We start from the raw sequence: 13,445 nt of genomic DNA, 5'->3' as shown, positions 1-13,445 counted from the left end.
CTAGGTGGTATAAAGAGGTGAGAATCAAATGAAAAACCCATTACAATTAAAAGAAACCAGTATGCAGATTACAGGGATGACCTGTGCTGCTTGTGCAATAAGAATTGAAAAAGGGTTAAAGAAAATAGACGGTGTAAAAGAGGCCAATGTTAATTTGGCTCTTGAAAAATCAGTCATAAGGTATGATGCAGAAAAGGTGAGTGCACAAGATTTTGAAAAGAAAATACAAGATCTCGGTTATGATGTAGTAAAAGAGAAAAAAGAGTTTGCTATCACTGGAATGACCTGTGCTGCTTGTGCAACTAGAATCGAAAAAGGATTAAATAAAATGGATGGCGTATCCATGGCGAATGTTAACCTGGCACTTGAAAATGCGACCGTTGAATACGATCCCTCCCAGGCTTCCCCAGGTGATATTATTCAGCGTGTGGAAAAGCTAGGATACGGGGCGATGATCAAGGACAACAACAAGGATGCTGTAGACTATCGCCAGAAAGAAATCCAAAAACAGCAGAGAAAATTTATCGTCTCCGTTATTTTGTCAATCCCGTTGTTATGGGCGATGGTCAGCCACTTCAGTTTTACATCGTTCATTTACCTGCCGGATTTTCTCATGAATCCTTGGGTACAAATGGCGCTCGCAACACCCGTCCAATTTATTATTGGTAAGCAGTTCTATATAGGTGCTTATAAGGCCTTGCGCAATAAAAGCGCCAATATGGATGTATTAGTCGCAATGGGTACATCAGCCGCTTATTTTTACAGTGTCTATCAGGCAATCATCTCGATTGGGAACCCCCATACAGCACAACTATACTTTGAAACTAGTTCCATACTCATCACGCTAATCCTTTTAGGGAAGCTTTTCGAGGCAAAAGCAAAAGGACGTTCTTCTGAAGCAATTAAAAAACTAATGGGACTGCAAGCGAAAACCGCTTTAGTGGTAAGAAATGGAGAAGAACTTGAGATACCACTTGAAGAAGTGATTGTAGGAGATACGCTTTTGGTGAAACCTGGTGAAAAGATCCCAGTAGATGGAGAAGTAATCGAGGGAAACTCGGCTGTCGATGAATCGATGTTAACCGGGGAAAGTATTCCCGTAGATAAAAGCCTGGGAGATCCTGTGATTGGTTCAACATTGAATAAGAATGGCTTTCTAAAAATGAAAGCCACAAAGATTGGAAGGGATACAGCACTTTCACAAATCATTAAAGTCGTAGAAGATGCACAAGGATCGAAAGCGCCAATTCAAAGACTTGCCGACCAAATTTCAGGTATTTTTGTGCCAATTGTTGTTGGCATCGCCGTGTTAACCTTTCTCGTTTGGATCATCTGGGTCAATCCAGGAGAGGTTACACCAGCCCTTGAAGCGTTAATTGCCGTTCTTGTTATCGCTTGTCCGTGTGCACTTGGACTTGCGACCCCTACTTCGATTATGGCTGGGTCTGGTCGTGCTGCAGAGTTCGGTATTCTATTCAAAGGCGGGGAACATCTTGAAACGACTCATCATATTGATACGGTTATTTTAGATAAAACAGGGACCGTTACAAATGGTAAACCAGAATTGACCGATATTATCGTCGAAAATGGAGTAGCTGAACAGCAATTTCTATCTTTAATTGGCGCAGCTGAAAAACAATCGGAACATCCACTGGCCGAAGCAATTGTTCAAGGAATTCACACAAGAGAGATAGCACTTGGCATCGTTCAGCAATTCGAAGCAGTCCCAGGTTATGGAGTAAAAGCGATCGTTGATCAAAAAGAAATCCTAGTAGGGACCCGGAAGCTTATGAATCAACATCAAGTGGATGTTCAACAAGCGCTATCGATGATGGAAGAATTAGAAGGAACAGGGAAAACGGCCATGCTTGCTAGCATTGATGGCCAATATGCAGGCATGATTGCGGTCGCTGACACGATTAAAGATACTTCTAAAAAAGCCATCAAACGGCTCAAAGAGATGGATATTGCAGTCATTATGATAACAGGTGATAATCAACGTACAGCAGCGGCGATTGGTAAACAAGTGGGGATCGACCAGGTTATTGCCGAAGTACTTCCAGAAGGGAAAGCGGAAGAAGTGAAAAAACTGCAGGCTGCAGGCAATAAGGTGGCCATGGTTGGAGATGGAATTAATGATGCTCCTGCTCTTGCACTTGCGGATATTGGTATGGCGATTGGAACAGGAACAGACGTAGCCATGGAAGCAGCGGATATTACCTTGATTCGCGGAGATTTGAATAGCATCGCAGACGCCATTCTTATGAGCCGGAAAACGATGAGGAATATTAAACAAAATCTGTTCTGGGCTTTTGCTTACAACACTCTCGGCATCCCGATTGCAGCAATCGGACTGTTGGCCCCTTGGTTAGCAGGTGCCGCTATGGCATTCAGCTCTGTGTCGGTCGTCTTAAATGCACTCCGTCTACAAAGAGTAAAACTTTAAAAAATGTTCATTTGATTCGCTTTTAAGAGGCATTGGTGCTCATACCAATGCCTCTAATCGTGTGCTCGGCATGGTTGGGTCTCTGGTACAAATCCCAGAACATTGAAGGCTGTAATAGTCGTTGTGCGACCTGAAATTTGATTAGATCTCCTCTGTTTGCATTCTAGCCATGTAAGTCCTCTGTGTTATACTAATAGGAAGAATCAGCCAATATAAAGTGAAACTTCAATCAGTGGGGAGGCTTTATCCCACTGATTGTTAGTTGAATCAATCGGGCTTTTACGGGCAGTTATCGCCCGACTACGCGCTACTTCGATTCCTCTAAGATATGAGGAGGCGGCTACTGCCCGTTAATGCGAGATCAAAGGCTTTTTAGGAGGGTTAGAAAATGGGCATGACAAATCGGGAAATTCAAGTCTGGAATGAAATAGGCGAATGGGAGCAAAAGCTTTATCAATACGAGCCGACAGATTTAACAGTGATGTATGATAAATGGCTTGAACAAAGCTTTTCCTTGCTTCCTGAAGATGCTCGGACACGTTTTTTTGCGAAAATGGATACAATGCTCTTTCATTTACATGCATTGGTGCAAAGTTCGCAGATTCAGATGGATGCTAGAGACAGAATTTTAGAAGCAGCGCGGGTTTATAATCCTGAAGTCGAAAAGATTGCTGATATGAACCTTTTACCCATTGATCAATTGAATTACATAGCGACACAGCAAATCGCGAGACATAGACTGTATTCATTTGCCCAAGGTGGAGCAAGTGGATCAGGCGGTCTTATTCTGTTAGGAAGCGATATTCCAGCGATGACGTTCATTAATGTTCGTGTTGTTCAGTTGACAGCCATGACGTACGGCTTTGAAGTGAATACTCCGTTTGAAATGATGATGGCCCTCAAGGTTTTTCATATGGGCAATATGCCGAGACGCCTTCAAGGGGTTGCATGGCAGGAATTAATTAATGAAACGCATCAAGATGGTGAAGAATATTTTTACGAAGGAAGCGAGGATTTAACAAACATTACTTGGATGGAGCAACCTTTAAAGCAGTTGCTGAAGGCCGGAGCGATTACCATGTTTCGAAAAAAACAGATCCAAGGTGTTCCACTGCTTAGCATGCTAATTGGGGCGGGTTCTAATTACCGAATGACACGGCAAGTGAGTGAATTCGCGCAAAAATATTATCAATATCGTTATTTACAGAAAAAGAGAGTAGTCAATGAATGACACTGTATCGTAATGAAAGGCATCCTTTAAACAGGACACGAGCTTATTTACAGCTATGTGTCCTCTTTAAGTTAGATAGATTTATTTTTTAACTATGATAAACTCGCCATATTACCTGGAAGAGAGATAGTAAAATATAGTGCTAATGGATCATAGTAAATAAATGTACTTATGTTATTGTTTGAAATATAAAAATAGAATAGGCAAACCTAAAGAAATTTAGGGACGCAAAGCTATAGGGACTAAAGTTTATTACTATGTCAGCCAGTTGCCGAAGAGTTCATTATACTTTTTGTTTAGTAAGGATTAAAAAAAAATCATTTTTTATTTTTACTTTATGTAAATTAAAGCTACTCTTTTTGAGTAGCTTTTTTAATGTACTTCTTAGGAATGTATTCATCAGGAGGAAATGTGTATGAGAGTAGTTGCAATTGCAACAGCAATAGCCATGGCTTTAAACTTAGTCTGTGGTCCAATTGATGTTTTAGCGAACGAAAATCCACATGGACAAGTTGTCACGACTGCTGTAGATGGAAGTATTAAAAATTCCAGTTCTGCATCGGTTAGTAAATTTGATTTGTATGGAAAAGACATGTTAAATGCATACAATGAAGTGTTTAAAATGTCTAACACGAATATCAAATCTATAACAAACAATGGTGGAAACTATTCAGGTTCTCCTATTGAAAAGGCGATAGATAGCGATATGAATACACATTGGGAAACTGGTAGACCTAATAGTTCCACATTCACTAATGAGGTTGTTATCCATTTCAACGAAACGACTACTTTAGATAGAATTGTATACGCTGCCCGTCAATCAAGTGCGAAAGGTAAAGGTTTTGCACAAGCGTTTGAAATATACAGCTCAACTTCAGACGCAGGTGATGATTTCACATTAGTTTCTTCTGGTGAATATAATGGTTCTACGGGGGATATCGTAGAAATTCAGTTTACCCCTACAGAATTTAAGCGAGTAAAATTTGTATTCAAAAAAGCAAATCAAGACTGGGCAAGTGCATCAGAGTTTCTTTTTTATAAAGAAGATCGTGTATCTGACAAAATGAAAAAACTATATACAGATGAGACATTAAGTACTGTAAATGAAGCGTTTAATACTGTTGATGCTATAAACAAATTAGAAGAAGATGTGAAGAACCATCCACTATACCTTTTATTTAAAGAAGATCTAGAGAATGCAAAATTACTAGTTGAAAATAAAGATGTAAACTATGCAGAAACGATTGTATCCAAATTTGAAGATTTTAATAGTAATCTACTTCCACAATATGATGAATTATATAAATTGCCTTCTAGTAAGATTACAAAAATAACGACGAATGGCGGTCAATACGCAACTAATTCAATAGAAAGAGCTATTGATGGCAATGCAGCTACACAGTGGCATTCTGGAAAACAAAATGGAGGGAGTTTTATCAATGAGGTTGTGATGGAATTAGATGCATTAACTACATTAAACAGAATTGTTTATATGGCTCCTCGAGGTACAAACAGAGGATTCCCAGAGGCGTTTGAGATTTATGCTTCTAGAACTACTAAAGGGGACACATTCGAACGCGTGTCAAGTGGTGCTGCTAAAGCAACTCAAAGCTCTTTGGAGTTTAGATTTAATCCAACAGAGTTTAAAAGAGTGAAATTTGTATTTACGCAAGGCTATGAGAACTGGGCATGTGCTGGTGAGTTTGGTTTATATAAGCAAGATGAATTATTAGAAAAAGTAGCTAGATTATTTACAGACGATACTATGAGTAAAGTCAGTGAAGAGTTTAACACTATAGATAAATTAACCACTTTAGAGGAAGATGCTAAAAACCACCCATTTTATGAGAATTACAAAGAAGCTATTACAAATGCTAAAGCTTTAATGAGCGAAGAAAAAATAGAGGCTACAACAGCAATAGTGAAGCCATTTGCTCATTACGCTAACGACGCTTACTCTAAGTTATTTAGAATGGACTATAAAAATATCGAGAGCATTCGCAATAACGGTGGTCATTATGCAAGTGCTGTTATAGGAAATGCAATAGATGGAAATCTAACTACATATTGGGAAACGAATAAAAGTAACTCAAATGATTTCTCAAATGAAGTGGAAGTAACCTTTAAAGAAGCAGTAAAACTAAATCGAATTATGTATGGTGCAAGACCATCTGATCGAAAAGGTTTTGCAGAAGAGTTTGAAATATTTGCTTCTAAAACTTCTAAAGGCGATACATATGAGCTTGTAACCACTGGTAAACATAATATGGTGTCTGGATTAGTAGAGGCTAATTTTGAACCCACTACATTTAAGCGAGTAAAATTTAAGTTCAAGAAATCAAATCAAAATTGGGCAACACTATCCGAGTTAGCCTTCTATACGGAAGATAATTTAGACGATAAACTGTCTAAATTATTTACTGACGGTACAATGATTGCGGTAGCACCTGAATTCAATAGTCTTGATAGAATCAACGCATTAGTAGAAGAAGCAAAAGTACATCCGTTATATTCTACTTATATAGAGCAATTAGACTTGGCTAAAAAAATTATTAATGGCGAAATTGTTACTGAGGCAAGAATAATAGAAGCGGAGCAACATGGTAATATGGTGCAACATGCCAATGAGAAATTAAAATTTGGTTTTGGAAGCAATCTTCAACCGACTGGACTCGCCGCTCAACCGGGGGATAAAATAATCGTTTATGTTGACGCAGTTGCAAATGGTCCATTGCCTAGCTTATCTTTTGCACAACAAGAAGGTGCATGGAATAGTTGGAGACAAAGCGTAAACCTAAAAGTCGGTAAAAACGTAATAACAGTTCCAGAAGTTCCTAAAACTTCTTATTATAAAAAGGCAGTAACGCCTGGTGGAACTATATACATCGAGAATCCATATACGAAAGAACAACAAGGAAAAGCTCCTACATTAAGATTTGAAGGTGTAGACAGAGTACCTTTTGCTACTAAGGATACAAATGTAGAGGAGTTCAAAAAATTCTTAATCGACTATAAGAAGAAAATAGATGAAGATGTAGCCAAACATCCAAATGTTAAAGAGCAAGAAGTTCTAGATGTTGTCGAAGTCGTAAGTGACCATTTATTCTGGACAGGTACTGCAACGGGTGCTTACAAAACCTATATAGAAGATGGGTATAGTCCGTTAGAAACAATAGAATCTTATAATCGTCTTATGGAAGAATTATTTAGATATTATGGTTTAGATGCAAGAAGTGATGAGCATGATCCTAAATTGATTAGAGAAAATATAAGACTTGCTCAACCATATTCATACATGTACGCAGCTGGGGATCATATTGGAACTCTTGATGATGTTGTGTCTTCAATCTTGGTTCCAATAGAAGAGAAAGGCGGTTCATGGGGAGTCATTCATGAAATCGGTCATAGAATGGATGCGGGAGTGAGGACATATGTTGAAGTAACTAATAATATGTTACCGCAACATATGTCAGCATTTTACGGCAACGTAGATAACAGAATACCTTTCGAAGCTAACATCTATAAAAATGTACTAAAAGAAAATGCAAAAGATTATAATTCCCAAGGTCTTTTTGAAAAACTAGCTGTCTTTTGGCAAATAGAAATGTATAGTCCGGGCTATTGGGGGAAATTGAATGGAATGTATCGGGAAAGAAATGTGTCATTAACTGATGGAGATAGATCTAAACAACAATATTTAGTCGAATTCTCTTCTGAAGCACTAGGTTTAGATTTAAGTGAACATTTTGCTAGACATGGATTTGTAGTGAGTAAAGAAACAAGACAGAAGACTAGCAAGTATCCAGAGCCGGGTAAAATATGGTACTTAAATAATAGTGTAGTTGATTATGGAGGCAAAGGTATAGCAGACGAAAAGGCAATCGTAGCAGTAAGTATCAATACAAACCTGAATGCAAAAACCAACACATTATCTTTTAAAGTTGATAAAACATATCAAGAAGATTTCTTAGGTTATGAAATTTTTAGAGACAATGAATTAATAGCATTTACTAGTGCGGACCAATTTATCGATCAAAATGTAGATACAAGTAAAAATTATACCTACAAAATTGTTGGTTATGATAAAAAATTACATACTCTTAAATCAGTAGAAATCAAGGCATTTAGCCCTGCATTATCTGTTGAAGAACATGTAACACTTAAACTATATCAAAAATTTGATCCAATGGATTATGTAAAAGCTATTTCTTACGATGGCCATGATATTACAGATGCTGTAGTGATAAAATCGAATAATGTAGATGTAGCGAAAAAAGGAAACTATGAAATTGTATATGAAATCAACAATGAAGGTGTAAAAGAAACAAAAACAATCAAAGTTACAGTAACAAGTGATTATAAATATATTTCTGATATGACTGCTAAATCCGTAAGCGTTGGTTGGGGTTCATTACAGAAAGATAAATCAATTTCTGGTGGAACTATCACATTACTTAGACAAGGCCTTAATGCAACTTATTCTAAAGGAATCGGTATACATGCTAATTCAGCATTAGTGTATGAAATTGATGGAAAAAACTTTGATTTTTTTGAAAGCTATATCGGCATAGATCAAGCAGTGAACGGACAATCATCATCCGCAACTTTTGAAGTTTGGGTTGATGGAGAAAAGAAATTTGATAGTAGCGTATTTAAAGCAAACACGGAACATGAGTTTGTGAAAGTACCCGTTACAGGGGCAAAAGAAGTGAAGTTAGTGACAACTGATGCTGATAACAATGGTAATGCCGCGGACCATACTATATGGGCTGATGCTAAGTTTACTCAAGCTTCTAGTAAACCTACACTTACAATATCTGAAGACTTTACAATGGTGAAGTTAAATAGTGAATTTGATCTTCTAAAAGATGTTACAGCATTAGATGTAGAAGATGGGGACTTAAAAGTCCAAATCAAAGTAGCATCTAATGGCTTTAATACGAATAAAACAGGTACTTACAATGTTGAATATTCTGTAACCGATCATGATAACAACTTCGTTACAGCTACAAGAAAAATTTATGTATACAGTGATACGCAATTTGCAACAGACACTGAGTGGAAAGCTGCTCAAACGGCTTGGAAGAATGTAAACAAAGATAAAGCTTCTTCAGGAAGTGTGATTAAATTACTTGTAAATGGGGAAACAAAAGAATTTACAAAAGGGATTGGTACACATGCAAATTCTGAAATTGTATACGATCTGGAAGGGAAAAACTATGATTATTTTGAAACACTTGTTGGTGTCGACAGAAATATCGTAGAAAACAGTAAATCCAGTGTTATATTTAAAGTATTAGCTGATGGTCAAGAAATTTATAACAGTGGCGTTATGAATTATCAAACAGAAGCAAAATTAGTGAGACTACCTGTTCAAGGGATTAAAGAGTTAAAACTGATTGCAAGTGATTCTGGTAATGGAAATGAATCTGATCATGCTGACTTTGCTGATGCAAAGTACTATATTTCAAATGGTGTACCAAAGCTTACTATTCCTAAATCAGTAGCAACTAAAGTAGGGAATCCTATTGACATCAACGAACCATTTTCAGCAGTAGATGCTGAAGATGGTGATTTAACATCTCAAGTAAAGGTTACAGGAAAAGATCAAGTAAACTTTGATAGAGCTGGTAAATATGAAATTACTTACACAGTGGTAGACAGTGACGGCAATGAATTGACGAAGAAGCGAATCATTTCAGTAGTAAATATGGAAGATTACAATTATCTATCTGATTTCGAATGGAAATCTACTCAAAACAGCTATACAGCTCCTGTGAAAGATCTATCTATCAGTAACAATACTTTACGATTAACAGGTGAAGATGGAAGTGAGAAAGCATACCAGAAAGGTATTGGCGCCCATTCTAACTCAACAATCATATATGATTTAACAGATAAAGACACTGATTACTTCACTTCATTTGTTGGTGTAGACCGTCAAATGCATGGTTCTATTGCCTCTGTTACATTCCAAGTTTTTGTTGATGGAGAAAATCAATTCGACAGTGGTTTAATGCTTTCGAGAGATCCACAAAAATTCGTTGAAGTGAATATTAGCGGTGCCAAAGAACTCAAGTTAGTCGTTACTGATGGCGGTAACGGAAACGGTTCTGACCATGCGACATGGGGAGATGCTAAATTATATTTCGCTAACGCTGATAGAGTTTTTAGACAAAATTTAGCAACTGCTATTGAAGAAGCGAAAGCTATCAATGCGGAGGGCTATATATCTGGGAGTATGGATGCTTTATACGCTAGCATAGCAAAAGCGGAAGAACTTCTTGCCAATAAGCAAGCCACTCAAGGCGAAATCGATCAAGCTGTAGAGGCACTAAAACAGGCGATAGCTGCGTTAGTGGCAATAGACTTAAATCAAATCATCACAATAACAGATAAAAATCTTAAAACGTATATCCAGCAAACACTAGGGCTTACAGAAGAAATAACGCTAGGTGATATGTATACACTCACTAGCCTTAATTGTCCCTCTACTCGAATAACGAGTCTTGAAGGCTTGCAATATGCAAAAAATTTAGTTTCATTGGATATATCCGGAAATAAAATAACTGATTTCTCACCACTAAAAGATCTAAGTAAATTAGAGAATGTCATCGCGCATCCTCAAATCGTTGAAGTGGACAGCTTGAAAGGGCCAGTAATGGCAGTGGAAAACGTAGTGAAAGGCTTAGATGGTAAATATCTAAATCCTTACCAAATAGGTCTTAGGCATACTAAAACCAATAAAGAAATATATGTAGATGTCGAACTGCTTGCACCAAATGCAGATCAGTTTACAGTAGATCTTTCAGAAGAAGATAAAGGATGGTATATGCTAGTCGTTGCTTATAAATTAAACGAAGATACGATCATACAATTAACTTATTACGTGGATAATAACTAATATTTCATTTAAAAGTAAGCGTCAAATAGTGCCCCTGATAACAGGTGGGCACTATTTGGCGCTTACGAATCTTCAGAAAAATCCCAATTCAATCTCTAAAATGTGCTTGCAATCTTTTTTTAAAACTGGTAAAGTACTAATTAAGAGATGTATAAAAATAATAAATTATGAATTTTTATTCACATAAAAAGGGGACGATACAATCATGTCAAATCAAAAAGTAGTGTTAGCATATTCCGGAGGTCTAGATACTTCTGTAGCGATAAAATGGTTGCAAGGTCAAGGATACGATGTTGTAGCATGTTGTTTAGATGTTGGAGAAGGAAAAGACTTGGATTTTATTAAAGAAAAAGCACTTCAAGTAGGCGCTATTAAATCCTATGTAATCGATGCGAAAGACGAGTTTGCGGATGATTACGCACTTGCAGCACTTCAAGCACACACGTTATACGAAGGGAAATATCCACTTGTTTCTGCACTTTCTCGTCCGTTGATTTCGAAAAAGCTTGTAGAAGTGGCAGAGATGGAAAATGCTGTTGCAGTGGCACATGGTTGTACGGGAAAAGGAAATGACCAAGTCCGCTTTGAAGTATCGATCCAAGCGTTGAATCCAAATCTTACGGTTCTTGCTCCAGTGCGTGAATGGAAATGGTCTCGTGAAGAAGAAATCCAATATGCGATTGAAAATGATATCCCGATTCCAATCAACTTAGACAGCCCATACTCTATCGACCAAAACCTATGGGGAAGAAGCAATGAATGTGGCATACTGGAAGATCCGTGGGCCGCTCCACCAGAAGGTGCATATGATCTAACGGCAAGACTTGAAGATACTCCAGATACACCTGAAGTAATTGAAATTGGTTTTGAACAAGGTGTTCCCGTTACACTGAATGATAAACAGTATAAACTAGCAGACTTAATCGTTGAATTGAATACATTAGCTGGTAAACATGGTGTTGGCCGAATCGACCATGTTGAAAATAGATTAGTAGGAATTAAATCGCGTGAAGTGTATGAAGCACCTGCTGCGATGACATTAATTACCGCACATAAAGAACTTGAAGACATTACTTTAGTTAAAGAAGTTGCTCATTTCAAACCAGTGATTGAGAAAAAACTGACTGAGCTTATTTATGAAGGACTATGGTTCTCACCACTTCAAAGCGCATTATCCGCATTTTTAAAAGACACACAAAAAACGGTAACAGGTACAGTGCGTGTGAAATTATTCAAAGGCCATGCGATCGTAGAAGGTAGAAAATCCGAGTATTCTCTTTATGATGAAAAATTGGCAACCTATACGAAGGACGATGAATTTGACCATGATGCAGCTGTCGGCTTCATTAAGCTTTGGGGTCTACCAACAAAAGTTAGCAGTATCGTAACCAATCAAAACAAGAAGGTGACTGTGTGAGTAAGTTATGGGGAGGCAGATTTACGAAGTCTGCTGAAGAATGGGTAGATGAGTTTGGCGCATCGATCTCGTTTGACCAAGAACTCGTACTTGAAGATATTCAAGGTAGCCTTGCTCATGTGGCGATGTTGAAGAAAAGCAGTATTTTACCTGGAGAAGATGCAGACCTGATTACGTCAGGGCTGCTTACTCTGCAAGAAAAAGCAAAAAAAGGCGAGCTAACTTTTAAGGTAGAGATGGAGGATATTCATCTTAACCTAGAAAGCATGCTCATTTCTGAAATTGGTCCAGTAGGTGGGAAGTTGCATACAGGTCGAAGTCGGAATGATCAAGTGGCGACAGATATGCATTTGTATCTGCGCAACCAAACAGATGATGTTTTGAGCTTAATTGCGGCCTTGCAAACAGCTCTACTTGAGCAGGCTGAGAGCCATGTTGAAACATTAATTCCTGGATATACCCATTTACAACGTGCACAGCCGATTTCATTTGCCCATCATGTTATGGCTTATTTCTGGATGTTGCAGCGTGACAAAGAGCGATTTACGGAAAGTTTGAAACGAATTAATGTTTCTCCTCTTGGAGCAGGAGCGTTAGCTGGGACAACCTTTCCAATCGATCGAGCGTATAGTGCTGAGTTACTTGGATTTGACGCAATCTATGAAAATAGCTTGGACGCCGTGAGTGACCGGGATTTTGTGCTTGAATTTCTTAGTAACAGTAGCACATTAATGATGCATCTTTCCCGATTTAGCGAAGAAATCATTCTTTGGTCTAGTCAAGAGTTTCAATTTATTGAGTTAGATGATGCCTTTTCAACGGGAAGCAGCATTATGCCGCAGAAAAAAAATCCCGATATGGCTGAGCTGATTCGTGGGAAAACAGGGCGTGTGTATGGCAATCTTACAGGTCTTTTAACCGTTTTGAAGGGACTGCCGCTTGCTTATAACAAAGATATGCAAGAAGATAAAGAAGGCATTTTTGATACGGTGAAAACAGTCATCGGCTCTTTGAAAATTTTCGAAGGCATGATTTCCACGATGAAAGTAAATGCCCATGTCATGGAGAAGGCAACGAAAAACGACTTCTCTAATGCAACGGAATTAGCGGATTATTTAGCAGCGAAAGGGATGCCTTTCAGAGAAGCGCATGAAGTGGTCGGTAAACTAGTGCTATCATGTGTGAACCAAGGTTGCTATCTTGCGGATTTAACTTTGGATCAGTTCAAAGAAGCGTCAGAGTTGTTCAATGAAGATATCTATCAAGCTCTTAACCCGTATGAAGCAGTAAAGCGCCGTAACAGCGCCGGCGGAACAGGATTTGAGCAAGTTAAACTAGCGATTCAAAAAGGGAAAGAGCTAGTGAAGTAAAAAAAAGGGTCAGACCTCACACTCTATATACCGTTTATTGACTCATTTACGAGTCGTATAAACGATATATAGTTGAT

The 13,445-nt window shown here is 38.0% G+C and carries 5 protein-coding genes and 1 riboswitch; all 5 genes read left to right on the top strand.

The features are described 5' to 3' along the window. The first annotated feature begins 28 nt into the window (after positions 1 to 28). The 5 genes from JNUCC23_RS16590 to argH all read left to right on the top strand — a co-directional run bounded on the left by JNUCC23_RS16590 (position 29) and on the right by argH (position 13,368). Positions 29 to 2,446, top strand: coding sequence for a heavy metal translocating P-type ATPase (locus tag JNUCC23_RS16590; RefSeq protein ID WP_454212494.1), 2,418 nt, complete (start codon positions 29 to 31; stop codon positions 2,444 to 2,446). 388 nt (positions 2,447 to 2,834) lie between these two features. After that, on the top strand, positions 2,835 to 3,677 hold the full coding sequence (locus tag JNUCC23_RS16585; protein WP_454212492.1) for an EcsC family protein: 843 nt from the start codon (positions 2,835 to 2,837) through the stop codon (positions 3,675 to 3,677). Between the two features lie 192 nt (positions 3,678 to 3,869). Next, positions 3,870 to 3,953: riboswitch (cyclic di-GMP riboswitch) on the top strand. A 139-nt stretch (positions 3,954 to 4,092) separates the two neighbouring features. Next, a complete protein-coding gene (locus JNUCC23_RS16580; protein ID WP_454212490.1) occupies positions 4,093 to 10,581 on the top strand; it encodes an NPCBM/NEW2 domain-containing protein in 6,489 nt (2,162 codons plus the stop codon). Between the two features lie 205 nt (positions 10,582 to 10,786). Then, complete coding sequence (locus JNUCC23_RS16575; protein ID WP_062176794.1) at positions 10,787 to 11,998, top strand: argininosuccinate synthase; 1,212 nt, start codon at positions 10,787 to 10,789, stop codon at positions 11,996 to 11,998. Next, positions 11,995 to 13,368 (top strand): argininosuccinate lyase, encoded by a 1,374-nt coding sequence (gene argH / locus JNUCC23_RS16570; protein WP_403069069.1) that lies wholly within the window; start codon positions 11,995 to 11,997, stop codon positions 13,366 to 13,368. The genes JNUCC23_RS16575 and argH overlap by 4 nt, the downstream gene beginning before the upstream one ends. The last annotated feature ends 77 nt before the right edge of the window (positions 13,369 to 13,445 follow it).

The sequence above is a fragment of the Peribacillus sp. JNUCC 23 genome (genome assembly GCF_053653995.1).
The sequence above is the reverse complement of the archived record's forward strand: the minus strand, read 5'-3'. Positions and strand labels throughout refer to the sequence as shown.

Bases quoted from the DNA above. Each gene is read 5' to 3' on its own strand.
- JNUCC23_RS16585 (WP_454212492.1), top strand. From the start codon at position 2,835: ATGGGCATGACAAATCGGGAAATTCAAGTCTGGAATGAAATAGGCGAA.
- JNUCC23_RS16575 (WP_062176794.1), top strand. From the start codon at position 10,787: ATGTCAAATCAAAAAGTAGTGTTAGCATATTCCGGAGGTCTAGATACT.
- JNUCC23_RS16590 (WP_454212494.1), top strand. From the start codon at position 29: ATGAAAAACCCATTACAATTAAAAGAAACCAGTATGCAGATTACAGGG.
- JNUCC23_RS16580 (WP_454212490.1), top strand. From the start codon at position 4,093: ATGAGAGTAGTTGCAATTGCAACAGCAATAGCCATGGCTTTAAACTTA.